Here is a 22481-nt window from a genome sequence, read left to right on the forward strand (position 1 = left end):
GTTAGGGTTTTAGCGTGCGAGATCGGATCAGCTCAGCGTCGCGGGTGGTCGTCAAGGTCGGCTCCTCGTCGCTGACCACCCCCCAAGGCATGATCGACGTCGACCGCGTGGACGCGCTGGTCGACGTGCTGGCGGCGCGCCGCGCGACGGGCGCGCAGATCGTCCTGGTCTCCTCCGGCGCGATCGCCGCCGGCCTGGGCCCGCTGGGGCTGCCGACGCGACCGCGTGACCTGGCCACGCAGCAGGCTGCCGCCTCGGTCGGGCAGGGCGTGCTGGTGGCTCGCTACACCTCCTCCTTCGCCCGGTACGGCGTGCGGGTGGGGCAGGTGCTGCTGACGGCCGACGACATGATGCGCCGAGCCCACCACGCCAACGCCCAGCGCACCCTGTCGCGGCTGCTGGAGCTGGGCATCATGCCTATCGTCAACGAGAACGACACGGTCGCCACCGACGAGATCCGCTTCGGCGACAACGACCGGCTGGCGGCACTGGTGGCGCACCTGATCCGCGCGGACGCGCTGGTGCTGCTGTCGGACGTGGACGCCCTCTACGACGGCCCGCCGAGCAGGCCGGGCGCGCGCCGGCTGGCCGAGGTGCGCGGCCCGCACGACCTGGTGGGCGTGGAGCTGGGCAAGAACGGCGCGGGCGTCGGCACCGGCGGCATGGTGACCAAGGTGCAGGCGGCCAGGATCGCCACCGGCGCCGGCGTGCCGGTGGTGCTGACCGCGGCCGCGCACGCCGCGCACGCGCTGGCGGGCGCGGACGTCGGCACCTACTTCCACCCGGACGGCCGCCACCCGGGCACCAGGCTGCTGTGGCTGGCGCACGCCACGACGGGCCGCGGCCGGCTGCACCTGGACGACGGCGCGGTCGAGGCGGTCGTCGGGCGCCGCAAGTCGCTGCTGCCGGCCGGGGTGACGTCGGTGGAGGGCGAGTTCGCCGCGGGCGACCCGGTGGACCTGTGCGCGCCGCGCGGCCGGGTGGTGGCGCGCGGGCTGGTCAACTTCGACGCGGGCGAGATCCCCGGCCTGCTGGGTCGCTCGACGCGGGACCTGGCGAGCGAGCTCGGTCCGGAATATGAACGCGAGCTGATTCACCGCGACGACATCGTCATACTGGACTGATGGAGTTCCTGAAGGTGGCCCAGGCGGCGCGTCAGGCCGCCGCCGAGCTGGCCCCGTTGTCGCGGGCGCCGAAGGACCGGGCGTTGCGCGCGATCGCCGAGGCGCTGGTGGCCAGGTCCGCCGAGATCATCGACGCCAACGCGGAGGACGTGGCGCAGGCCGGGGCGCAGGGCACGGCCGAGGCCCAGATCGACCGGCTGCGGCTGGACGAGCGGCGCGTCGAGGCCATCGCGGAGGCGGTGCGCCAGGTCGCCGACCTGCCCGACCCGGTGGGCGAGGTCGTGCGGGGCGGCACGCTGCCGAACGGGCTGGAGCTGCGGCAGCTGCGGGTGCCGCTGGGCGTGATCGGCATCATCTACGAGGGACGCCCCAACGTGACCGTCGACGCGGCGGCGCTGTGTCTCAAGAGCGGCAACGCCGTCCTGCTCAGGGGCTCCTCCAGCGCCTACCAGAGCAACACGGTGCTGGTGCGGGTCATGCAGGACGCGCTGGCCGGCACCGAGGTGCCGGCGGACGCGGTGCAGTTGGTGCCGGGCCGGACCCGCGACTCGGTCAAGGAGCTGATGCGCGCCCGCGGCCTGGTCGACGTGCTGATCCCGCGCGGCGGCGCCTCCTTGATCAACTCGGTGGTGGAGGAGTCGACGGTTCCGGTCATCGAGACCGGCGTCGGCAACTGCCACGTCTACGTCGACGCCGAGGCCGACCTGGAGCTGGCGGCCGCCATCCTGGTCAACGCCAAGGCGCAGCGCCCGTCGGTGTGCAACGCGGCGGAGACGCTCCTGGTCCACCGCGACGTGGCCGCCGAGTTCGTGCCGATGGCGCTGAAGGCGCTGGCCGAGGCGGGGGTGACCGTGCACGGCGACTCCCGGATCGCGGCGCTCGGCGAGGTGGTGCCCGCCACCGACGACGACTTCTACGCCGAATACCTGGCGCTGGACATCGCCGCGGCGGTGGTCGACTCGCTGGAGGACGCGGTCGCCCACATCAGGAAGTACGGCTCGGCCCACACCGACGCCATCGTGACCCGCTCGCAGGCGGCGGCGCGCCGCTTCGTGGCGTTGGTCGACTCGGCGGCGGTGGCGGTGAACGCCTCGACCCGGTTCACCGACGGCGGCGAGTTCGGGTTCGGCGCGGAGATCGGCATCTCCACCCAGAAGCTGCACGCGCGCGGCCCGATGGGGCTGCCGGAGTTGACATCGACCAAGTGGGTTTACACCGGCGAGGGGCATCTGCGCACGTCATGACATGTCCAGGTCGGCGTGTCGCTGCCGTGGCGGCCCGCCGTACCCGGCTTGACTTGGGTGCATGGAGCTCGTGATCGCCCTGCTGTTCTCGGCGGCCGTGTTGTTCGGCGCCGACCGCCTGCTGCTCTGGCTGGAGAAGCGAGGCCATGTCAACTGGCGCAGGAAGGGGCGCAGGGATCTGTCGCAGGAGCCCGCGTCGGGGTTGGACACCATCTTTACGGATACTTCGCAGCGGTAACTTCCGGCGCGCCGCAGGCAATACCGCCCGTGCCGGCGCTAGGGTTGTGTCCCTTATGGGCGCGCCGAGCGGGGAGGGACGGTGAGCAAGCTCGGCAAGGTCGGGCCATACAACCTCCTCGAGCGGCTCGGCCGTGGCGGTATGGGCGAGGTCTACCTCGCCAGCACCCGCCGTGGCGAGCGGGTCGCCCTCAAGGTGTTGCACGACATCGTCGACGATTCCTCGCGGATCCGGCTGGAGCGCGAGGTCCGTGCGCTGCGTCGGGTCGAGAGCCCCTACGTGGCGCGGGTGCTGGACGCCGACCTGGGCTGCGAGCGCCCCTATCTGGTGATGGAGCACATCGAGGGCCCGACGCTGATGGAGACGGTACGGCACAGCGGTCCGCTGGCCGTGGCCGAGCTGGTGGAGCTGGCACAGGGGATCGCGACGGCGCTGGCGATCATCCACGCGGCCGGGGTGGTGCACCGGGATCTGAAGCCGGCCAACATCCTCATGGGGGCCGAGGGGCCGGTCCTGATCGATTTCGGCATCGCGCAGGTGCACGACGCGACCCGGCTGACGTTGACGGGCACTTTCCTGGGCACGCCCGGGTACACCGCTCCGGAGATCTTCGCCGACGAGCAGGTCGACTCGCCGGCGGACGTGCACGGGTGGGCGGCGACGGTGGCCTTCGCGGCGACGGGCCGTCCGACGTTCGGGCGGGGGACGGCCGAGGCGCAGATGTACGCGGTGCTGAACGGCCAGGCGGATCTGAAGGGCGTGCCGGTGGCGTTGCTGCCGCTGGTGCGGGCCGCGCTGAACCGGGAGCCGGGCAAGCGGCCCACGGCGGCGCTGCTGTCCGACCGGCTGTCGCGGCTGGCCAGGGCGACTGGCGCGGCGGTGCCCGCACCTGCCGAGCCGCTGGAGCGCAAGCGTCCTGCCCGCCCGGCGGCGGAGGAGGGCAGGAACACCGGGCCGCGCAGCCGTCCCCAGGACGCGGCCGCGCGCGGCAAGCCGGAGGAGGCGGTGACGCCCCGGCCACGCGCCGGCGAGGCGGCGGCCCCGCGCGCCCGCACGGGAGATGCGGCGGCCGCGCGGCCTCGCACAGGGGAAGCGGCCGCACCGCGGCCCCGCACGGGAGAAGCGGCCACTCCGCGGGCTCGCACGGCCGAGACGCCTGCCGCGCGAGGCCGCGCGAGCGAAGCGCCTGCCGCGCGTTCTCGGACAGGAGACAGCGCTGCGGGGCGTTCCCGGACGGGTGAGGCGGCCTCGGGGCGTGGCCGGGCCGGCGAGGGCGTGGCGGCGCGGTCGCGGGCGGAGGGTCTGACAGGGCGGGTGTCCGCGCGCAGCCGGACGGGGGAGACGCCGGTGCCCCGGGTCCGGGCCGAGGCCAAGGCCACCGGGGCGCGCAGCCGTACGAGGATGAAGCGGAAGGCCGACGATCAGGGGGAGCCGGCGCCGACGACGCTGCCCGCGGGCACGGCCGCGCTGCTGCTGCTGGCCGTGCTGGCGGTGCCGTGCGTGGTGGCGTCGGTGATCTGGCCGATCGCGACGATCGGCATCACCGGGGTGTTCGTGGTGCTGATCCGGACGATCTGGATCAGTCACTGGATGGTGCGCAACCGCGCCTCGCAACGGGTGCGGGTGGCGCTGCGGGTGGCGCTATTCCCGTTCGCGCTGGTCGCGGGTGCGGCGACGGCCGCGGTGTGGCCGGGTGTGCCGATCGCGGTGGCGGCGGGAGGCGCGCTGTGGGTGACCGGCGGCGGGCAGATCCACAGCGACTGGTGGTGGCAGGAGCCCGCGCCCGTCACCGCGGCCGGGGTGGTGTTCGGCGTGCTGTGCGGCGGATTCACCGGGCGGGAGATCGAGCGGATCGGGGCGAAGCTGCCGGAGCTGCGCAGGGAGCGGCTGCGCGCACTGGCCGTGCTGGGCGGGTTCGTCGCCCTGTGCGCGGCGGCCGTGCGCGCGATCGCGCTCCTGCTATGAACCGCCTCTGCCCTTCTACCGGGCTGCCCGGCAGGGTTTAGCCCTGGCCGCCTTCGCGGCGGGAGAAGCGGTTGAAGATGCGCTCACCGGCATTGACGGCGCCCTCGGCGACGTCGCGCAGCACGCCGATGAACGGGTCCTGCGACTCGGACCAGGAGCGGCGGTAGGACTCGGCGGCCGCCTTGACCTCGTCGGTGACGCGGGCGTTGGGGTCGTCCTCCCGGCGCGGGTAGTCGCCGCCGATGATGCGCTCGTAGTCGCCGCTGCGCTGCCACTTGTCGAGCTCGGCGACGCGCACCACGGCGAATGGGTGGGTGGTGCCGAGCAGGTTGAGCACCTTGAGGAAGCCGTCGCGCAGGTCGCCGGCGGTGTCGTACTCCTGGTACTGCTCCAGGAACGCCTCGATGTTCATCTCGTGGGTGTACGCGCCGCCGGCCAGCTTCATCAGCGCGCGCTTGGCCGCCTCGGGGTCCTGGCTGACGAGCAGACCGCCGCGGTCGGAGGACAGCTCCGACTTGCGGTACCACTCCTCCAGGCCGGCCACGATCGCGCGCAGGCCGATGTAGCCGAGCGGGATCCAGGCGACGCGGGTGGCCAGGCGGGTGAGGATGTCGAGCATCGTGCGGTAGACCGCGTGGCCCGACAGGATGTGCGAGGTCTCGTGGCCGATGACGAAGCGCTGCTCCTCCTCGTTCATGAGGTTGAGCAGGCCGGTGGTCACGACGATGAAGGGGTCGTCGAAGCCGATCGCCTTGGCCTGGACCTGCGGGTCCTGCTGGATGTAGATCTCGGGGATCCGGTGCAGGTCGAGGGTGTAGGCGGCGTCGCGGCCCATGTCGTACACGGAGCGGAACTGGGTCTCGCTGACCCGAACGGCCGACGCCAGGTACATCAGGCGCAGCCGGCGCTCGCTGATGAGGCCGGACATCTGCTTAAGAACGGTGTCGAACCCACTCAGCTTGCGCAGAGCGACCAGCGCGGACCGGTCTGCGGGGTGTTCGTAGGCACGAGACGAGATGCCGGGCAGTTGGACGCGGTTGCGATCCGGAGTGGTCGTCATGCCCGGCATGCTACGTCGGCGGCGAGTGTGGTGCGCGTTCCTCGGTGAGGGGGGTGCCATCATGTTCTGGTACGGGTTCCGCGTAAGGTCCGTTTCATGATGAATGCGCCTGTTGTCCAGGGGGAGCGGCGGGTGGGAGTCATGGGCGGGACGTTCGATCCCATCCATCACGGCCACCTGGTCGCCGCCAGCGAGGTGGCTCACCATTTCGAGCTCGACGAGGTGGTGTTCGTGCCGACGGGCCGGCCGTACCAGAAAGCCGAGCGTGAGGTGTCGGCTCCCGAGGACCGCTATCTGATGACGGTGATCGCCACCGCGTCCAATCCGCGCTTCTCCGTGTCGCGGGTGGACGTGGACAGGCCCGGGCCGACGTTCACCATCGATACTTTGCGGGACGTTGCCGAGATCTATGGGCCCGAGGCCGACCTCTTTTTCATCACCGGCGCCGACGCGCTGGGCGCCATCCTGACCTGGCAGGACGTGGACGAGTTGTTCGAGCTGGCGCACTTCGTCGGCTGCACCCGTCCGGGGCATCCGCTGCACGATCCCGGGCTGCCCGCGGGGAAGGTCACCCTGCTGGAGATCCCGGCGCTGGCCATCTCCTCCTCGGAGTGCCGCCAGCGCGTGGCCAAGGGTGAGCCGATCTGGTACCTCGTGCCGGACGGCATCGTGCAGTACATCAACAAGCGAGGACTCTACCGAGCGGGGTGAAGTGGGTGAGAAGGGTAGTCTCTTAGGTGGGCAGTGACGCCAACTCAGGAGGTTAGACCCGCATCGTGACCGCTTCCGACAGAGCCGTCCAGCTCGTCAAGATCGCCGCGGAGGCCGCGGCCGACAAGCTGGCCGATGACATCCTCGCCTACGACGTGAGCGAGCAGCTCGTCATCACCGACGCCTTCCTGCTCTGCTCCGCTTCCAACGACCGGCAGGTGCGCGCCATCGTCGACGAGATCGAGGACAAGCTGCGCACCGAGGCCGACGTCAAGCCAGTGCGCCGCGAGGGCGAGCGCGAAGGCCGCTGGGTGCTGCTCGACTTCCTCGACATCGTGGTCCACGTCCAGCACGAGGAGGACCGCGTCTTCTACGCGCTGGAGCGCCTGTGGAAGGACTGCCCGGCGATCCCCCTCCCGGAGAGCGTCGCGCAGGTCAACATGCAGCGGGCTCGCACGTGAGCGAGCGAAGCGAGGGAACGATCAAACACAGCAGTCTTGGCTCGTGCGGATCTCGAGCGTTGAGCGAGAGATACGCATGAGCCGCCGCATCGTCTGCTTGCGGCACGGGCAGACACTGTGGAACGTCGAGCACCGCTTCCAGGGCCACAGCGACATCCCCCTCGATGAGACCGGGATGGCGCAGGCCGCGCGTGCGGCCTCGCTGCTGGCCTCGCTCCGTCCGACGATGATCGTCTCCTCCGATCTGCGGCGGGCCAACGACACCGCGCTGGCGCTGGGCCGCATCGTGGGCCTGGACGTGTCGGTGGACAAGGACTTCCGCGAGCGCGGCGGCGGCGCGTGGGAGGGCATGACCCGCGACGAGATCGCCGCCCGCTGGCCGGCCGAGTACGCCTCGTGGGAGGCGCCGGACGGCGAGCCGGTGACCGAGGTCGCCGGCCGGGTGGGGGCCGCGCTGCGCCGCTGGGCCTCCAAGCTCGAGGAGAAGGGCCTGCTGGTGGTGGCCTCGCACGGCGCCGCGCTCCGGCTGGGCATCTGCGACCTGCTGGGCCTGCCGGAGCCGTTGTGGTCGGCGCTGGGCGGGCTGGGCAACTGCTCGTGGTCGGTGCTGGAGGAGGGCCGCAAGGGCTGGCGCCTGCTCGAGCACAACGCGGGCACCCTGCCCGAGCCGATCAGCAGCGACGACTCGGTCTAGCCGTAGCTTTCGAGGGTGATGGCGTTGGCCGCCTTCGCCATCATCTTCTTCAACGGCAGGTACGGCATGAGCCGCATCGTCTGGTTCCGCATCCAGATCTGCGAGCGTTTGCGCGGGACCAGGAACCTCTCCCCGCCCTTGGCCTGCTTGTGGCAGATCTGGACGTAGGGACGCAGGCGGCGCTCGTACGCCTCGAACGCGGCGGTGTGGTCGTCGTGTGCGGCCAGTTCCCCGGCGAGCGTGTAGGCGCCGATCATCGCCAGGCCGGAGCCCATCCCGCCCGGGCCCGGGCCGTAGCCGGCGTCGCCCACCAGCACGATCCTGCCCGTCGAATAGTGCTCGACGGTGACCTGGGTAGCGGTGTCGAAGTAGAAGTCGTCGGCTCGCCACATGCCTTCGAGCAGTTCGGGGACCTTCCAGCGGTCCCCGGCGAACTGGCGGGCCACCAGCGCCCTGTGGTCGATCTCCTGCGATATTTCGGCAGATGCGAAGTCGAGCATGACCTTGGCGTCGGCGCCGAGGCCGAGGATCGTGGCGCTCCTGCCCGGCGCGCTGTACATCAGGCCCTGGCGGTCGAGGCCGAACGAGTTGGGCGTGGTGAAGATCGCGGTGGACATGCCCAGGTGGTGCAGTTCGCTGCGGAAGGCCAGCGCCCGCACCCGTGACCGGGTCCCGTCTGCTCCCGCCACCAGGTCGAACGTGCGGGTGGTGCCGCTGTCGAAGGTGACCTCGACGCCCTGCGTCTCTTCCATGCCGGCGATGGAGTCGCCGAACAGGTACTCGGTGGTGTCCTGGGTCGCCTCGTACAGGATGCGGCCGAGGTCGCCGCGCAGGATCTCCACGTCGCCGCTGAACGCCTCGGTCGGCAGGCTGGACACCTTCGCGCCGGCCTCGTTGACGATGGCGATGGGGCCCATCCCGGTCTGGGCGTCGCGGATGGCGGGCAGCAGGCCCATCCTGTCGAGCACCTGGAGCTGGGGGGCGCCGCGGAAGTCGACTGCCTGGCCGCCGACGCGCAGGGCGGGGGCGCGCTCCACGATGGTGGGCTGCCAGCCGTACCTGTGCAGCCAGAAGGCGAGCGCGGGCCCCGCGATGCCGGCGCCGCAGATGAGCGCGGTCTTCATGTGACTTCTCCCTCTCTATACGCTGTACGCGCACCATAGGGTGACAGCGGCTTTTGTGGGAGAGTGCACTAGTGCACCGGCGGCCTGGCGGCTCGGCGGCTCGGCTGTTCGGCGGAGAGGGGTGGGTGGCGATGAGCGCGCCGTACGTGCGGATCGTGGAGGAACTGCGGCGGCGGATCGTCGAGGGGGAGCTCGGGGCGGGGGAGGCGGTGCCGTCGACGCGGCAGATCGTCAGGGAGTGGGGGGTGGCGATGGCGACCGCGACGAAGGTGCTGGCCGCGCTGCGCGAGGAGGGGCTGGTGCGGGTGGTGCCCGGCGTGGGGACGGTGGTGACGGATCCGCTGCGAGCCCGCCGTACCGGCGACGAGCTGTCGCGGCAGCGGATCGTGCGGGTGGCGATGCGCGTGGCCGACCGTGAGGGGCTGGCGGCGGTGTCGATGCGGCGGCTGGCGGCGGAGCTGGATTCCTCGGCGATGTCCCTCTACCGGCATGTGGCGGGTAAGGAGGAGCTGGTCCACTTGATGGCCGACGCCGCCTACGGCGAGGAGCCGCTGCCGGCGGAGCGGCCGCCGGGCTGGCGGGCCCAGGTGGAGATGTCGCTGCGGTCGCAGTGGCGGGTGCACCGGCGGCATCCGTGGATGGCGCAGGCGGTGTCGCTGTCGCGGCCGCAGTTCATCGCGAACGGCATGGCGCACTTCGAGTGGCTGCTCCGCGCGGTCGACGGGCTCGGCCTGGACGCGCGCACGATACTGCACATCGGGATGTCGCTGGCGCAGTTCATCGGCGGCGCGGCGGCGGCGCTGCAGTCGGAGACGCAGGCGCTGGCGGACACGGGCATCACCGACGACGAGTGGATCCGCGCCCGCGGGCGTGATCTCGGCTCGATGCTGGGTTCCGGCGCCTTTCCCACGCTGGCCCGGGTGGTGGGGCAGCCTGGGGTGGAGGTTGATCTTGACTCGGTGTTCGAGTTCGGGCTGATGCGGCAGCTGGATGGGCTGGCTGTGCTGGTGGGTCGGGCGATTAGGTGAATCCTCCGTGAAGGCTATATGCTCTCCGAGCGCCGCAACGGGAGGACTCGGAGCGGTGACCAGGGGCTATAGCGCAGTTGGTAGCGCGCCTCCATGGCATGGAGGAGGTCTGGGGTTCGAATCCCCATAGCTCCACCCAAGACGTGTTACTCGAACACCCCTCTTCGAGGGCGAACGCGAGTAGCGCGGAAGTTTGATCAACGGCGGTGTCCTTCGGGACACCGCCGTTTCTGCGTTGAACGTGCAGGAGCGGGGCGATGGGCTCTGTGGGGTCGTCGGCGCTGACATCGGGCGTGCGGTCGGCGTCGTCGGCGTCGATGTAGAGGCGTGTGAAGAATGCCTGGTTGAGCAGGCGTCGGGCGGTCTCGTTGGCGACGCCGTACAGCTCGTGGGGGTTGCTCAGGAGGTTCAGCACGGTCGTGAGTGCCGTGCGTCCCTGGTCGAGGTCGGGGTGTTCGCTGCGGGAGAGTTTGGCTTCGAGGGTGGAGCGCTCGTCGCGGATGGCGCGTAGGCGCTTGGCGATCTTTTCGCGGGGCCAGTCGGGATCGCCGATCAGGTCGAGGAACTGGTCTTCCCTGTTGTCGAGCTTGGCGAGTTGTTTCTTGATCTCGATGCGGAGCGCTTCGCCGGTTGCGGAGTTGTCGGCGAGGGTGGCGTCCATGCGTGCGGTGATGCGCTCGCGTAGCTGTGCGGGGATGGCGAGGGTGGCGTAGTGGTGGGCTACTGCCTGTTCGACGTCGTGGATGGGGAGGTAGGGGAGGTCGCAGGTGCGGTCTTGGCGGCCACGGCACATGTAGTACAGGTATTGGGTGCCGTTCTTGCTCCTGCCAGGCATGATGACCAGGCGGTGGTGGCTGCGGTGGCACCAGATCGAGCCCTTGAGGTAGTGGTGGTGCCTGCGGGCGCGGATGCCCGCTCCGTGCTCGTTGAACAGGACCTCTTGGACGCGGTTGAACAGGTCGGGTTCGATGATCGGCTCGTGACGGCCCTGGTACTCGACGCCGTCTCGGGTGACGAATCCCAGGTAGTAGCGATCACGCAGCATTTTGCCGATCTTGTGGATGGAGATCTCCGCGCCCGCTGGGTGGCTCTTGGTGGGCTTCATGCGGAGCCCGGCGTCGGTGAGGGTGTCGCGCAGCGACTCGTAGTCGTGCGTGCCAGTGGCGTACAGCTCGAAGGCCAGGCGGACGAACGGCGCGCGTTGCGGGTCTATGGCTACGGTGCGGACTTCGCGTCCTTCGAAGCGTTCGCGGACGTTGAGGTAGCCGAGCGGGGCGCGGCCTACGCTGCCGCCCCTGATGACCTTCTGGGCCATCTTGTAGGAGATGTCGGCGCCTGAGGCGCGGGACTGGTATTCGTTGACGCCGTCGATCACGGTGCTGACCAGGTCACCGATGGCGGAGTCTTCGGTGTAATCCATGATCGAGATGAGTTGCACACCGAAGGTGCGAAGGTCGCGCTTGGTGATGGCGGCGTCGATGCCGTTTCGGTGCAGGCGTGCCCGGTTGTACACGATGACGTAGTCCACGTCCCGGCGTGCCTTGATGCGGGCCATCATCTCCTGGAAGCGGGGGCGACCTTCGACCGTGGTGGCGGAGCGTCCGGGCTCGACGTACTCATCGACGATCTCCGCGCCGAGTTCTGCCGCTTTGCGCTCGCAGGCAGCGCGCTGGGCGGGCAGGGAGATGCCTTCCGGGTCGTAGTCGGTATCAACCTGGCCGCGTGAGGAGACACGGAGGTAGAGCACGGCGCGCTTGGTCACGGGCGGTCTCCCTTCTGGTCGGTGTGGGCGGCGATGATCGCGTGGATCTGGGCTATGGCGTGATCGGGTAGTCCGTACTGACTGCGCAGGAGGGTGTCGAGGTCGGTGGAGGGGGCGGAGATGCCCGCATGGGCGAACACCTCCGCCGGGTCGAGGTGGAGGACCTTGGCGAGACTCATCAGGTTCTCTGTGGAGGGGCGGTCCACGTCGTCGCTGATCAGGCGGTAGATGGACGACAGGGTGATGCCGGATTCCGTCGCCAGTTGGCGCAGGGTGTAGCGGGCTTGCTTGCGTGCCTCATCGAGGTACTGGCCCAACGAGGGGGAGGGCTGCTGATCGTCGGTCATCATGCGCTCCGCTGGGTAGCTGGATCTCCAAACTACCTCGCTTGTTTCGACTTCGGAACAGCTTTGGGTGATTCGGAGTCCGACAGTTCCCGGGCGATCAGCGCTACGGCCTGGAGCAAGAGGTCTTCGTTGATCGGGTTGCGGCGTTTGGCGTGCACTCTGATCTTGGGCAGGCATCCTCACCTCCTCTGTCCGCTCGTCACGTTCCGTAGCTGTTGTTCGTGCACATGCACGGCGTGCATGCGTCCCATAGGCGCAGACGCGCGCGAGGCGTGCACGTGCACGAACCGGGCATCGGTTACGGATTGTGAGGAGCAGCGTGCCAGCGTCCGCGCGAGACTTGCACGACGCGATCGGCGCGGGTGAGTTCGTCGAGGCGGTAGTAGACCCAGCGCCGTCCCATGCCGGTCAGGCGCATGAGCTCATCCATAGTCGCCCCGTCAGCAGGGGCGTTCTCCAGGGCGTCGGTTAGAGCGTTCTCCGCGTCCTGAGTGCCCTGTGAGCGTGCGTGCCGCCCTGCTGTCTTGTCGGTCTCTACGCTCGTGTGCGGCTTGATTGTGGCGACTTCCAGGGCGGATAGGGAGACGGCGTCGAGTCGGGGGCGGTGGGGTGCGTGGTGGGTGGCGGTTCGTTGTACGCCGTTGTCGTCGAGTAGGTAGGTGCGGGCGCGGCGTGGGGTGTCGTGTTCGGGGGCGGAGATCAGGAACTTGCCGGGGGCGTCGAGGCGGTGGGCGTGCCATCCGGCTTTGAGCATGCCTTGTCCGAGGATGAGGTCCACGTCGCGTTGTTCGCGGACGCGGCACGCGATCCGGACGTCCATCTGGGAGCGGACGGCTCCCTTGCCCATGGCCTTCTGGGAGGGGCGTTGTGTGGCGGCCACGAGTTGCACGGCGACGGCGCGGCCACGTCGGGCGATGGAGTCGGCGTGCCGTACCGCCTCGGGGGCTTCGTCGACGAGTTCGGCGTACTCGTCGACCAGGAGGATCAGGGCGGGTGCGCCCGGGGTGGGTTCCCAGGTGCGTTGCCCTTGCTGGGCCATGTGGTCGGCCCGTCCGTCGAGGATGGTCACGGCGTCGGCGAACAGGGCGTCGGCTTCCTGGGGTGTGGTGGCCAGCCGGTCGAGGCAGGCTGCCCAGGGTTGCAGTTCCATGCCGCGTTTGAGGTCAACGCCCCAGATGATCGCGTCGGGGCAGGCGGTGAGGTCGCCGAGCAGGACGTTGACGGCTCCGGACTTGCCTGCCCCTGCGATGCCGCCGATGAGGGCGTGACGGCGTAGCAGGGATACGCGGACGGGGCTGCCGTCTTCGAACAGGCCGAGCTTGGCGGGTTGGGTGATGGAGGTGATGGAGGGGCCTGGCCAGGTGATGGCGTCGGCGTGGGGGTCGGTTTCGATGACCCGGACGTCGGCGCGGTTGGCGTGCTTGGTTGGGACGGGTTGGACGCGGATCGCGCCGCGTCTGCTGCCGAGTGCGGATTCCAGGTTGGGGATGCGGTTGATCGCGTCTTCGACGGTTTGGCCGCGTCCCAGCGCGAGGCGGAAGCGGTAGCCCCACAGGTCCACGATCGCCGATTGGACGCGTGAGCCCGCGAGACCGACCGTTTCGGCGATGTCGGGCCAGGCGGCGAGGGTGCGTTCGACGCGGACGCGGGCGCGGCGGCGTCGGTGTGCCCACCAGGGCACGGCCAGTAGCACGCCGCCGATGCCGAGCACGGCGGGCAGTGGCCGGCCGAACGGCCCCAGCAGGGTGCCGGCGGTCAGCCATCCGCCCGTGAACGCCGTGGTGACGGCGGCGTAGCCGCGTTCGATGGGGCGGGTCAGGTTGACCCAGCGCCCCCACACGACCAGGGCCCCCGCCACTAGGGCGGTGATGGTCAGTATGGCGGGCCACCAGGTGGGATACGCGCGGTGCAGGATCCACCCGCCGACCAGGCACAGCAGCGCCAGGGTGACGGGGGCGAGTTCGGAGCGGTAGCGCCATAGCGCCCGCCCGATAGCCACGATGATCAGGGGTGCGAAGTCGAGATCATCGGTGATCGAGGCGATGGGCTGGACGCCGTAGCGGCGCATGCGGCGGGCGTTGCGTCGCATCTGGGAGCGGGAGGTGCGGTGGCGGGGATTCATCGGCCACCACCAGCCATGCGCGTCTGAGCGTCGAGTTCGTCGCGGATGTAGTACAGCGGATCGTGTTCGCCGTCGTGGTGGGCGGCAAGGGTGGCGCGGATGGCGGCGATCAGGTTTGCCCGCTGGAAGCGGGCGGCGGCCAGCGCGGTGCGCAGGCGGTCTATCTCGTGGATCAGGGTGGGGGTGTCGTCGAAGGCGGCGAAGATGTGCTGCCACATGTCGTCGAGGGCGGGGGCGGACTTGGCGAAGGTCGTCAGCAGGTGGACGGCGGTGGTGTTGCGGTGGGCGGCTCCTTGCAGGTCAGCGTAGGGATAGGGGTGGGAATGGGTCATTAGGCATCACACTCCTTCAGTGGCCGGTGATCCAGCCGATGGCGGCTTGGATCACGCGGCGGATGTCGGGGGCAAGGGTGGTGGCGGCCAGCAGGAAGCCGAACACCAGGGCGGCGATGGCGTGCCACAGGCGCAGACCGAGGTAGCGCCAGGCGACGAACACCACCGCGCCGACCACGAGCACGAGAGGGACGGTCACGGTCACGGGGCTTCACCTTCTTTCGTCAGGTCGTGGGCTAGATGCCGTCATGACGGGCCTTGCGACGGCGGTAGCGCCAGCGGGCGCGACACTTGGCGCAGCGACGGTTTCCGTGGGCGGGAGCACCGCACAGGCACTGGCCAGCAGGGCCGATCGGCAGAGTTCGCATTGGGCCTCACCTCCTTCCAGGGCAGAGGTCGGACGGCGGGCAGTGGTGGGCGTAGGCACCCAGCAGGTTGCGCGTCAGGGCCTGCGCGCTGCTGGGCGCGCCGTCGAAAGTGCGGCGGCTGTCGTCGCGACGGATCGAGATCACCAGGACCACGAACAACGCGAGCGTTGCGACGGCGAGAACCACTGCCAGCGCGACGATGAGAAGGGGGATGTCCATCGCTCACACCGCCTCGTCCGTGTCCGGACGAACGGCGTCCTGGTAGGACCACCAGGCGCGGTGACGAGCCATCGCATCCGCCGTGATCACGACGACCTTGTAGGTGACCAGGCCGAATGTGCGGGTGGCGGTGTAGTGGCCGCCACGAACCTTCACCGTGCAGCCGAGTTCGGCGGCGATCCGCTCCAGCTCCACGAGGGCATTCGCCTCGGGGGCGGACGAAGCATTGTGTTGCGGATATACAGATATATCCACAAATGGCGGGACCGGAATCTTGGGGTGGCTGTCGAGGAAGTCGGCAACAAGCCGCAGATCCACCGTGAGCTGGTCTCGTCGGCTGCTTTCGGCGCCTGAAAGGACACGTCCAGCGGGGGATTGGCGTGGAATCGCTACCGGACAGGACAGGTTGAGTTCGTCCGGTCTACTATTGGCAAGCTTCTGGACACCTCTTGTCGTGGGCAGGTCAGATGACGAACAACCGGCCATGGAACTTTCGCGGATGCGGCTCGGATCGCTCGGAATGCCATCTGGGGGGCTCTGGCTAGTGCCTTGTCTCTGTCTCATGGCTCCAAGCCTCGAACTTGAGGCGTGCAAGCGGCAGATGACAGGCGTAGACATGAGAGGACATAGTCCGTGTCCGACGTCCCATCCCCCAGGGACCAGAACAAGACGCCGGAGCCCAATCGCGTCCTGATGGCCAAGCGTGAAGAGCGTGGTTGGAGTCGAAAGCGCGCAGCCAAAGAGCTGCATCGCTTGGGTGAAAGTCGCGGACTACCTGAGCTTGGTTCGATCGAGAAAGCTATGTATCGCCATGAGTCCGGCATGGTGGTTTGCCGCGACCCTCTATACATCGAGCTCTACTGCACGATTTACGAGGCCACGGCTCAAGAGCTATTTGGCGATATCACCCCGACGACAACGGCGCCAGGACAGCTTTCTGGAGTCAGATCCCACAAGTTCATCCCGGCTTACATTGGGGCGCAGCGGGTTTCACATCTCGTGTGCAACGCGTCTGGGGCTCAATCGGAGTTTAACTTTGGCCTAGAGTGCCAAGGGATCAAAGTAGATAACCCTCATGGCGAATGCGCGCTTCACATGTGGCCCTTTGGCGTGGCCATGTTCCATCTCACTGAAGAACTTGAGCTCCCCAATCTGGCGCACCTTGCGATCTGGCGTCGGCAAACATATGCCCGAGATCGAGAATGGGCGTCTGATTACCTATCGTCGTCGCTCTCGATCCCAGTCGAAGCTTCGTATGTTCTGAGCGCCTATTGGGTTCACACGCCATCCTGGGCACAGTACGAACTGGATACCGCACTACGGATCATGTGCATACCCCGGATCTTGCACGAGCGAGATTCGGAGATGACGGACGCGTCCCTGGCACACGCGGAGCTGGTCGAGAGATCACTTCTCTCCGATGGGTTTGAGCATGGAGAAATGACCTCCTTTGGCTTCAAGGGGGTCTCGCTGGGGTACGCGTCGTGGTCTGGTGTTGTCTACTACCCGGCCGCACCACGCAGAGCGCTCGCAGAGAGCGAAATAGTGAATGTTGAGCTCGCGACGCAGGCAATGTGGGCCTACTGCGAATCCATCAGAGCCCAGGTGGAGCAGGGGTTCGATCCGAGAGTCCCGGACGAGTACGGCTGGCGTTTTCTTCGAGCGGTCCGCTCACGCCTGATCAACGCCCGCGCGCAAGAGACCGAGTATCACAAGTGCATGAGAAAAGCCGTTCTGGATACCAGCGGAATACTGGACCATCTCGCGGAAGCGATCGAAATTCTCAAGGAAACAGGCGAAGGGTAAGAGCGATGTTCAGGGATTCGGCGGTGCTCATCGTGATCGACATGCAGAATGGCTTCGTCAGCGCTCAGTCGAGCCCGGTTATTCCAGTGATCGCCGAACTTGTCGATCGATGGCAGAGTGCTGGCGGGGATGTCGTATTCACGAGATATCTAAACTATGCCGGAAGCCCCTACGAACGGCTGATTCGCTGGTCAAAGCTCAAAGAGTCCCCTGAGATCGATATAGTGCCCGAACTCATCCCGTACATCGACAAGTCAGCGGCGGTCGTGGACAAGACAATCTACAGCTTTTTCAACGAAGAAGGCGAAGCGCTCGTGCGAGAGCGCGGCTGGAGCGACCTCTACGTTTGCGGCCTCGACACGGAAAGCTGTGTGCTTAAGACCGTGGTTGATGCATTCGAGCGTGACCTTACCCCCCGCCTGATAAAGGACGCATCGGCGAGTCACGCAGGTCAGGCGGCGCACGATGCGGGAATCCTCGTGGCTTCCCGATTCATCGGCGCTGACCAGATAATCACAACCGCCGACATCCCATGGTCCACGTTGACGCACTCAGAACCAGAGCTCACAGAGTGATAATCCGTCCGCTTCCTTGCCTGACCGCCACCAGGCCATCCCGTTCAAGGATTCCGAGTGCCTGGCGAATGGTGTTGCGGGACACGGCGTAACGGCGGCACAGCGTTGCCTCGCTGGGGAGCGTAGCCCCAGCGGGGAGTTCATCTCGCAGGATCTGACCGCGTAGATCATCCGCGATCGCTTGGTAGCGGTAGTGCGGGGTGGTTGGTCCGCCCTGAACCACACGCCCCTTTGCCGGTACGGCAAGAATTATCCCCTCGCCCTCTAGGAGCGTAAGGGCACGTCGGACCGTGGTTCGAGCAACGCCGAACTCCTTGCACAGCCTTGACTCGGACGGGAGCATGCTGCCAGGCGGGTACCCGCCCGTCGCGATCCACGACCGTAGGGAATCGGCGATCCGGCGATAGTCGGCGACTCTGCTCACCAGGTTGAGACCCTTCCATGTGGACGGTGGTCCCGCGTTGCGGCCATCGTCATGAACCGCACGCGGGACCACCGCTGACCTGACGACGCGGTGACGCGCGAACGTCAGGTCAGAGCTCATATCGACACCCGTTCAAGTCCGCTGAGCAGGACGACAAGCTGATGAGCGAGCGTCCGGGTCAAGCGGTCGAACTCCTCAAGCCGGACCATGACGTTGCGGTCCACCACTTCCGCGCCCCCACCTCGCGTTGGGCGGAAGACGTGACCGAGTACGGCGAAGGGCTCAACGTCGGCGGCGGTGTAGGCGGCAGCTCCCCTCCGGAGTCTGGGGCAGGAGGCAAGCGCCTCGGGGATGCAGGCTCGACACGTTGGGGGAGCGTTGGTGTATCCCTGGTCGGGCGCGGTGCTGTCGATGTCGTCATCAAGCAACCACGACACTCGCCCCGTGCCGGGGTCGATGGCGGAGGTACCGCACACCTGGCAGAGCCAATGCTCCATGCACCGCCACTGTCTGAGCGTGTTGACCAGCTTCCATTCGGGGCAGCCACCACGCTGAAGGCCCAGGCGGGCGCGAAGGACGCCGTACTGCCAGTCACACGGCGTTGGGTCGGCATAGGTAAGCCGGGGCCCGCCTGCTTCGGCGTGGTGAGCGAACATGAGAGGCGCGGTGATCAATTCGCCGGACCACGCGGTGATGTAGGGGACGCGCAGGCTGGGGCCGGTCATGACTGACTGCCCACAATGTGGGCGTACAGGACGCGTGCGGCGAGAAGCCAGAGGTGGCGTGGATGACGGGCAGTCACCACGACGCCGGACGCGCGGTGCCTGGCGTGCAGCGTTCCGGCGCTGTCTCTCCACACGTCGAAGTCGGGAACCTCCATGGATTGCATAGTAGACGTGCAATACCTGATACACCTAGAACACCAGCGATGCAGTGATGTACGTAGTACGCCTATCGTGCTTAGGTGATCGTCTGGCAGCCAAGTATTCCCAGGTGGAAGCAGCTTTACGAGATCCTCGCGGAGCGCATCAGGACGGGTGAGTATGCTCCGGGCGATCGCATGCCATCGGTCATGGCCCTCATGGACGAGTTCGGACTAGCTGTCGCCACGACCCAGAAGGCCGTGGCCAAGCTGCGTGAGGATGGCTTGATCTACACCGAACCTGGGTTGGGCTCGTTCGTGGCCAGGCGAGACAAGGAAGCTCCCGACCAGCAATAGCTGACCAGGAGCTCCATGTTCGTTAGCCGGAGTGTTGTTCGCCCAAACGATCTCGTGTCGTCATCGCCGGAGCACCGTGGGGTCCTGTGATCGCAGCGACTCGCTGAGCGCGGAGCTCAGTGCTTCCACCTGCGGCGCGGTGTTCGAGTAAGCGCACATTAGGTCCACTTTTTTTCTCGTCGTGTTCGCGGCCCCCTTCGGGGGCCGCTTCCCGTTTTCGGGGTTTACACCGGGGGGTAACCCCCGGACCCCCAGCGTCGGGCCGATGGGCCTCGCTTCGCTCGGGCGGTTTTTGATTTGCGCTTTCGCCGGGTTGGGATGCTGGCTGGGTTCGCCGGGTCTCGTGGCTGGGGTTGTGGCTCGGGTGGGTTTCGCATTTCGGCGTTGCGCGTATGGGAGGCGGTTTCGCCCTTTCGGAGACGTGGCTGGGTTGCTCGGTTCGGTCGGCCGTTGGTCCCGGGCCTGGGTTGTTCGGTTCGGCTGGCTGTTGGTCCCGGGCCTGGGTTGTTGGGTTCGGCTGGCTGGCAGGCTGGGCCTGGTTTGTTCAGTTCGGCCGGACTATACGTGTGGCTGGGTTGCTCGGTTCGGCTGGCTGTTAGGCCGGGGTGGGGTGTTCGGTTCGAACGGCTGGCAGGCTGGGCCTGGTTTGTTCAGTTCGGCCGGGCTGTAGACGTGGCTGGGGTGTTCGGTTCGGGTGGACCGTAACTGGGTGTGGCGCTTCGTCGTCGTGGGTGGGGTTGGGGGTTGGCTCGGTGGGTGGCCGAGGTTTGGGCTTGAGGGTGTCGGGGGCGTGGGCGGCGGGGTTTTCGTCGCTTGTGTGTGGCTTGGCCGGGGGCTAGCGGTTCCGTGCAGAGCCCCTTCCTGCACGGGGCTGGGCTTCCGGTTCGGAGGCCCGTCGCTGTGCGGGCTCGGTCTTCCCCGCCGGAGCCTTGGAGCGGGACACCGGCCCGCACAGCGACAATCTTCAGGCGCTTCCCGTGCTTGCTCGTTGAGACGGCGTGCCACGCCGACCCTCCGATACGGCTCTTGCGGCCACTCTGACCGCTGTCGGCATGCCTCGGCGCGAGGCGGTAGCGGCCCATGCGATGCGATGGCGGTTGTGGTTGTCCACAGGCTTGGCCAACGTCCCCGCGCTGTCCACAGAACGACGCTCGCCACCGTCGCCCGGTCGCCCTCGAGGGCATTCTCGTAGCCGCAACACATCGGCATGAGAGGAGCACGAGATGCCCGGAGGCCCGCCCATGCTGGGCTTCAGCATGACGGTATACACCCTGGTTGGCCTGGTGGCGTGGGTGGCGGTCAAGTGGCGGGGGCGGCGATGAGCGCGACGCTGACCGTGATCGTCCCGGCGCACAACGAGGAGCGAGGGCTGCCCGCCACGCTGGAGTCCATCGCGGCCCAGACCGTCCCGCCGGAGCGGGTGATCGTGGTCGATGACGCGTCCACGGACAGGACGGGCGAGGTGGCGGTGGGCCATGGCGCGGTCGTGCTCCGCCCGCCGTACAACCTGGGCAGCAAGGCGGCAGCGCAGAACCACGCGCTGCCGTACTGCGACACTGACCTGGTGCTGGCGGTGGACGCCGACACCGTGCTGGCTCCCGACTACATCGAGAAGATCAAACCGGTCTTCGAGGATCCCGACGTGGTGATCGCCGCCGGCAACGTGCAGACCCGGTTCACCCGCACGGTCTGGGAGCGTGGCCGATCGATCGAGTACCTCTTCGGTTTCCACTGGCACCGCCCGATCCAGCAACTGGCCGCCAGCCCGATGGTGTGCTCGGGCTGCTGCTCGGTCTTCCGCCGGGAGACCCTGGAGGGCGGCTTCCCGGTGCGCACGATCGTGGAGGACATGGACCTGACGTGGAGCCAGCAGCTGGCCGGCCGCAAGGCCGTCTACGTGTCCGATGCGTCCGCGTGGGCTGCTGACCCGGAGACGCTCCCGTACCTGCGCAAACAGGTGTGGCGTTGGATATCGGGCTTCATGCAGAACGTCCGGCTCCATCTTCCCCGCCTGGTCACCCGTAAGCCGATGCTGGCCACGTGGGTCATCGTGGCGCTGGTGGAGATCGTGCTGGCGCCCGTGTGGTGGGCCACGCCGTTCGTCCTGACGCTGGGCATGCACGCGCCCGCCTGGCGCACCCTCGGCTGGTGGACGGGCGGCGAGCTCCTCCTGACGCTGCCCGCCCTCATGTACGCCGCCCACCGAAGACGCCTGGCCCTGTGGCGCGTCCTGGCGAACGTCCCGTTCGTCTACCTGAACAAGGCGGTCAACCTCTACTACGCCTGGAAGGCACTGATCGTCGAACTCCTCATGGTCCCACTCGGCCTGTCCAAGGGCTTGCTGGTATACGAAAAAGGCCGCTAACGCCCTCTCATATCCACGTACGGCGGGCATCCCACAAGGACCTCTTACGCCCTCTCGTGTTCACGTACGGCGGGCATCCCACAAGGACCTCTTACGCCCTCTCGTGTTCACGAACGGCGAGCATCCACCAGGGCCTCTTGCGCCCTCGCAAATCCATGCGGCGGGCATCGACAAGGGCCTCTTACGCTCTCTCGTATTCACGAACGGGCGAGCATCTACCAGGGCCTCTTGCGCTCTCTCGTATTCACGGACGGCGAGCATCCACAAGCGCCCTTACGCCTTCTTGTGTTCATGTACGGCGGGCATCCACGTGCCCAGAACCGTGGCAAGGGTCTCTCTCGGGCGGTTCTCCCGGTCGGCCGGAGGCTTGGACAGTCCCACGTCGTCCGCATCGCCCGGACATGGCACGCAAGCTGTTCGTGACCGAGCTGCTGAAACAGCTGGCGCTGGCCGAGGCGCGCGCGGTGGAGGCCGCGCTCCTAGTCAGGTTGTCCGCGTCGCCCGGGGCCCAGGGCTTCTAGGCACGCCCGCGTCGCGGGTCCGGGATCTAGGCACGTCGTCCGGCTCGACTGTGTCTGGGGCTTCTAGCCAGATCGCGGGAACGTGTCCTACAGCAAGTGGGCGTCCGGTGTGACCGGGGTGGTGAGTACGGTCGAGGGACAGGTTGTCCGGTGCATGCGATGCGGTGTGGCAGTCCCCCCGCATGGTGATCGCCCCTGCACGGTGATTGCCCGCGTCGAGGTCCTGGCTAGGGCGAGGGCGAACGTAAGTAGGGGTGGAGCCGGACTAGGGGTGGTCCGACCTCTTGGGATGGGGATGGCGCTCAAGTTGGACCGCCTGCTGGTGTGCTGCTCGGCTGACGGGAGCGCGGTCAGGCTGAGGGGCACGGGGACGACGTCCACGACCCAGGACGTCCAGGATGCGTCCCGGCCGTCGGTGTATGTGATGACCCATGGTGCGACGAACGGCAGGACACCCCACAGGGCGTTGAGCCATTCGGTGGCCACCGTGCCGGGATTACTGAGTGACGCCAGCGAAGTGATCGCGGTGAGGGCGCTCAGGTCGATGAGCGTGGGAGTGGCACCGGAGGCGCCGTCCACCCAGATCGGCGAGAGTGCTGCGTAGAGGCCGGTGACCAGGGTTGCCCAGTCCTGCCAGCGTGACCATGCCTTCACGATGAACCTCCGCCAAAGGCGTTGCGAGGCTGGCCTTTTGGTCAGTCGACCACGCACAACCTGTTTGGGCTGGTGGGGGTGGGGGCGGTTCTGAGGGGGCGAAGGAAAGTTTCCAAGG

Annotated in this window: 24 protein-coding genes, 1 tRNA gene and 1 pseudogene; 14 read left to right on the plus strand and 12 right to left on the minus strand. The window is 67.8% G+C overall.

Features of this window, described 5'->3' with window-relative positions; all coding sequences use genetic code 11:
- Positions 1 to 14 precede the first annotated feature (14 nt).
- The 4 genes from proB to ACIBHX_RS00105 all read left to right on the plus strand — a co-directional run bounded on the left by proB (position 15) and on the right by ACIBHX_RS00105 (position 4571).
- The gene (gene proB, locus ACIBHX_RS00090; protein WP_397062654.1) at positions 15 to 1124 is read left to right on the plus strand and encodes a glutamate 5-kinase; all 1110 of its coding nucleotides are present in this window, start codon (positions 15 to 17) and stop codon (positions 1122 to 1124) included.
- On the plus strand, positions 1124 to 2368 hold the full coding sequence (locus tag ACIBHX_RS00095) for a glutamate-5-semialdehyde dehydrogenase (RefSeq protein WP_397062656.1): 1245 nt from the start codon (positions 1124 to 1126) through the stop codon (positions 2366 to 2368). The genes proB and ACIBHX_RS00095 overlap by 1 nt, the downstream gene beginning before the upstream one ends.
- A gap of 61 nt (positions 2369 to 2429) precedes the next feature.
- Positions 2430 to 2606 carry a hypothetical protein gene (locus ACIBHX_RS00100; RefSeq protein WP_397062658.1) on the plus strand — a complete coding sequence of 59 codons (177 nt, stop codon included), beginning with the start codon at positions 2430 to 2432 and terminating at the stop codon, positions 2604 to 2606.
- Between the two features lie 81 nt (positions 2607 to 2687).
- Positions 2688 to 4571 carry a protein kinase gene (locus ACIBHX_RS00105; RefSeq protein WP_397062660.1) on the plus strand — a complete coding sequence of 628 codons (1884 nt, stop codon included), beginning with the start codon at positions 2688 to 2690 and terminating at the stop codon, positions 4569 to 4571.
- A gap of 37 nt (positions 4572 to 4608) precedes the next feature.
- On the opposite strand, the gene ACIBHX_RS00110 is transcribed toward ACIBHX_RS00105, so the two are convergent.
- On the minus strand, positions 4609 to 5631 hold the full coding sequence (locus tag ACIBHX_RS00110; RefSeq protein WP_397062662.1) for a M48 family metallopeptidase: 1023 nt from the start codon (positions 5629 to 5631) through the stop codon (positions 4609 to 4611).
- A gap of 96 nt (positions 5632 to 5727) precedes the next feature.
- On the opposite strand from ACIBHX_RS00110, the gene nadD reads away from it, so the two are divergent.
- From nadD to ACIBHX_RS00125, 3 genes are all read left to right on the plus strand, one after another.
- Positions 5728 to 6342 (plus strand): nicotinate-nucleotide adenylyltransferase, encoded by a 615-nt coding sequence (gene nadD, locus ACIBHX_RS00115; protein WP_397062663.1) that lies wholly within the window; start codon positions 5728 to 5730, stop codon positions 6340 to 6342.
- 65 nt (positions 6343 to 6407) lie between these two features.
- Positions 6408 to 6803: a ribosome silencing factor gene (gene rsfS, locus ACIBHX_RS00120; protein ID WP_397062665.1), complete on the plus strand. Its 396-nt coding sequence runs from the start codon at positions 6408 to 6410 to the stop codon at positions 6801 to 6803.
- Positions 6804 to 6879: 76 nt separating this feature from the next.
- Complete coding sequence (locus ACIBHX_RS00125) at positions 6880 to 7497, plus strand: histidine phosphatase family protein (protein ID WP_397062666.1); 618 nt, start codon at positions 6880 to 6882, stop codon at positions 7495 to 7497.
- On the opposite strand, the gene ACIBHX_RS00130 is transcribed toward ACIBHX_RS00125, so the two are convergent.
- Positions 7494 to 8621, minus strand: coding sequence for an FAD-dependent monooxygenase (locus ACIBHX_RS00130; RefSeq protein ID WP_397062668.1), 1128 nt, complete (start codon positions 8619 to 8621; stop codon positions 7494 to 7496). The genes ACIBHX_RS00125 and ACIBHX_RS00130 overlap by 4 nt on opposite strands.
- A 71-nt stretch (positions 8622 to 8692) precedes the next feature.
- Here ACIBHX_RS00130 and ACIBHX_RS00135 point away from each other — a divergent pair, with 71 nt between their 5' ends.
- The 3 genes from ACIBHX_RS00135 (at position 8693) to ACIBHX_RS00145 (ending at position 10160) form a co-directional block, all read left to right on the plus strand.
- The gene (locus ACIBHX_RS00135) at positions 8693 to 9649 is read left to right on the plus strand and encodes a TetR/AcrR family transcriptional regulator C-terminal domain-containing protein (protein ID WP_397062670.1); all 957 of its coding nucleotides are present in this window, start codon (positions 8693 to 8695) and stop codon (positions 9647 to 9649) included.
- A 62-nt stretch (positions 9650 to 9711) separates the two neighbouring features.
- Positions 9712 to 9784 (plus strand) — tRNA-Ala (locus ACIBHX_RS00140).
- A 58-nt stretch (positions 9785 to 9842) separates the two neighbouring features.
- On the plus strand, positions 9843 to 10160 hold the full coding sequence (locus tag ACIBHX_RS00145; protein ID WP_397062671.1) for a hypothetical protein: 318 nt from the start codon (positions 9843 to 9845) through the stop codon (positions 10158 to 10160).
- 261 nt (positions 10161 to 10421) lie between these two features.
- On the opposite strand, the pseudogene ACIBHX_RS00150 reads toward ACIBHX_RS00145, so the two are convergent.
- The 7 genes and pseudogenes from ACIBHX_RS00150 to ACIBHX_RS00180 form a co-directional block, all read right to left on the minus strand.
- A pseudogene (locus tag ACIBHX_RS00150) lies at positions 10422 to 11411 on the minus strand (recombinase family protein); the annotation flags it as partial.
- Entirely contained in the window at positions 11408 to 11758 is a 351-nt protein-coding gene (locus tag ACIBHX_RS00155; RefSeq protein ID WP_397062673.1) for a helix-turn-helix domain-containing protein, read from the minus strand. The pseudogene ACIBHX_RS00150 and the gene ACIBHX_RS00155, both read right to left, overlap by 4 nt.
- A 298-nt stretch (positions 11759 to 12056) precedes the next feature.
- The gene (locus tag ACIBHX_RS00160; RefSeq protein WP_397062675.1) at positions 12057 to 13880 is read right to left on the minus strand and encodes a cell division protein FtsK; all 1824 of its coding nucleotides are present in this window, start codon (positions 13878 to 13880) and stop codon (positions 12057 to 12059) included.
- A complete protein-coding gene (locus tag ACIBHX_RS00165) occupies positions 13877 to 14212 on the minus strand; it encodes a hypothetical protein (RefSeq protein ID WP_397062676.1) in 336 nt (111 codons plus the stop codon). Before ACIBHX_RS00165 ends, ACIBHX_RS00160 begins: the two co-directional genes overlap by 4 nt.
- Positions 14213 to 14228: 16 nt before the next feature.
- Complete coding sequence (locus ACIBHX_RS00170) at positions 14229 to 14417, minus strand: hypothetical protein (RefSeq protein ID WP_397062678.1); 189 nt, start codon at positions 14415 to 14417, stop codon at positions 14229 to 14231.
- A gap of 169 nt (positions 14418 to 14586) precedes the next feature.
- Positions 14587 to 14799 carry a hypothetical protein gene (locus ACIBHX_RS00175; RefSeq protein WP_397062680.1) on the minus strand — a complete coding sequence of 71 codons (213 nt, stop codon included), beginning with the start codon at positions 14797 to 14799 and terminating at the stop codon, positions 14587 to 14589.
- Between the two features lie 3 nt (positions 14800 to 14802).
- Positions 14803 to 15117, minus strand: a complete 315-nt coding sequence (locus ACIBHX_RS00180) for a hypothetical protein (protein ID WP_397062681.1) — start codon at positions 15115 to 15117, stop codon at positions 14803 to 14805.
- A 315-nt stretch (positions 15118 to 15432) separates the two neighbouring features.
- Between ACIBHX_RS00180 and ACIBHX_RS00185 the strand changes: the two genes are divergently transcribed.
- A complete protein-coding gene (locus ACIBHX_RS00185) occupies positions 15433 to 16605 on the plus strand; it encodes a hypothetical protein (protein ID WP_397062683.1) in 1173 nt (390 codons plus the stop codon).
- A 23-nt stretch (positions 16606 to 16628) separates the two neighbouring features.
- Positions 16629 to 17180 carry a cysteine hydrolase gene (locus ACIBHX_RS00190; protein ID WP_397062685.1) on the plus strand — a complete coding sequence of 184 codons (552 nt, stop codon included), beginning with the start codon at positions 16629 to 16631 and terminating at the stop codon, positions 17178 to 17180.
- Here ACIBHX_RS00190 and ACIBHX_RS00195 read toward each other — a convergent pair.
- Positions 17170 to 17724: a GntR family transcriptional regulator gene (locus ACIBHX_RS00195; RefSeq protein ID WP_397062687.1), complete on the minus strand. Its 555-nt coding sequence runs from the start codon at positions 17722 to 17724 to the stop codon at positions 17170 to 17172. The two genes, ACIBHX_RS00190 and ACIBHX_RS00195, sit on opposite strands and share 11 nt — an antisense overlap.
- On the minus strand, positions 17721 to 18329 hold the full coding sequence (locus ACIBHX_RS00200; RefSeq protein ID WP_397062689.1) for a hypothetical protein: 609 nt from the start codon (positions 18327 to 18329) through the stop codon (positions 17721 to 17723). The genes ACIBHX_RS00195 and ACIBHX_RS00200 overlap by 4 nt, the downstream gene beginning before the upstream one ends.
- Before the next feature lie 239 nt (positions 18330 to 18568).
- Here ACIBHX_RS00200 and ACIBHX_RS00205 point away from each other — a divergent pair, with 239 nt between their 5' ends.
- Both ACIBHX_RS00205 and ACIBHX_RS00210 read left to right on the plus strand, forming a co-directional pair.
- The gene (locus ACIBHX_RS00205; RefSeq protein ID WP_397062691.1) at positions 18569 to 18823 is read left to right on the plus strand and encodes a GntR family transcriptional regulator; all 255 of its coding nucleotides are present in this window, start codon (positions 18569 to 18571) and stop codon (positions 18821 to 18823) included.
- A gap of 1318 nt (positions 18824 to 20141) precedes the next feature.
- The gene (locus ACIBHX_RS00210; protein ID WP_397062693.1) at positions 20142 to 21188 is read left to right on the plus strand and encodes a glycosyltransferase; all 1047 of its coding nucleotides are present in this window, start codon (positions 20142 to 20144) and stop codon (positions 21186 to 21188) included.
- 608 nt (positions 21189 to 21796) lie between these two features.
- Here the strand turns inward: ACIBHX_RS00210 and ACIBHX_RS00215 are convergent.
- Positions 21797 to 22420: an SPW repeat protein gene (locus ACIBHX_RS00215; protein ID WP_397062695.1), complete on the minus strand. Its 624-nt coding sequence runs from the start codon at positions 22418 to 22420 to the stop codon at positions 21797 to 21799.
- Positions 22421 to 22481 lie beyond the last annotated feature (61 nt).

It is taken from the genome of Nonomuraea sp. NPDC050536 (assembly GCF_044457685.1).
Lineage (GTDB): Bacteria > Actinomycetota > Actinomycetes > Streptosporangiales > Streptosporangiaceae > Nonomuraea.

Bases quoted from the DNA above. Each gene is read 5' to 3' on its own strand.
- ACIBHX_RS00095 (WP_397062656.1), top strand. From the start codon at position 1,124: ATGGAGTTCCTGAAGGTGGCCCAGGCGGCGCGTCAGGCCGCCGCCGAG.
- ACIBHX_RS00100 (WP_397062658.1), top strand. From the start codon at position 2,430: ATGGAGCTCGTGATCGCCCTGCTGTTCTCGGCGGCCGTGTTGTTCGGC.
- ACIBHX_RS00110 (WP_397062662.1), bottom strand. From the start codon at position 5,631: ATGACGACCACTCCGGATCGCAACCGCGTCCAACTGCCCGGCATCTCG.
- nadD (WP_397062663.1), top strand. From the start codon at position 5,728: ATGATGAATGCGCCTGTTGTCCAGGGGGAGCGGCGGGTGGGAGTCATG.
- ACIBHX_RS00125 (WP_397062666.1), top strand. From the start codon at position 6,880: ATGAGCCGCCGCATCGTCTGCTTGCGGCACGGGCAGACACTGTGGAAC.
- ACIBHX_RS00130 (WP_397062668.1), bottom strand. From the start codon at position 8,621: ATGAAGACCGCGCTCATCTGCGGCGCCGGCATCGCGGGGCCCGCGCTC.
- ACIBHX_RS00155 (WP_397062673.1), bottom strand. From the start codon at position 11,758: ATGACCGACGATCAGCAGCCCTCCCCCTCGTTGGGCCAGTACCTCGAT.
- ACIBHX_RS00160 (WP_397062675.1), bottom strand. From the start codon at position 13,880: ATGAATCCCCGCCACCGCACCTCCCGCTCCCAGATGCGACGCAACGCC.
- ACIBHX_RS00165 (WP_397062676.1), bottom strand. From the start codon at position 14,212: ATGACCCATTCCCACCCCTATCCCTACGCTGACCTGCAAGGAGCCGCC.
- ACIBHX_RS00175 (WP_397062680.1), bottom strand. From the start codon at position 14,799: ATGGACATCCCCCTTCTCATCGTCGCGCTGGCAGTGGTTCTCGCCGTC.
- ACIBHX_RS00195 (WP_397062687.1), bottom strand. From the start codon at position 17,724: ATGAGCTCTGACCTGACGTTCGCGCGTCACCGCGTCGTCAGGTCAGCG.
- ACIBHX_RS00200 (WP_397062689.1), bottom strand. From the start codon at position 18,329: ATGACCGGCCCCAGCCTGCGCGTCCCCTACATCACCGCGTGGTCCGGC.
- ACIBHX_RS00210 (WP_397062693.1), top strand. From the start codon at position 20,142: ATGAGCGCGACGCTGACCGTGATCGTCCCGGCGCACAACGAGGAGCGA.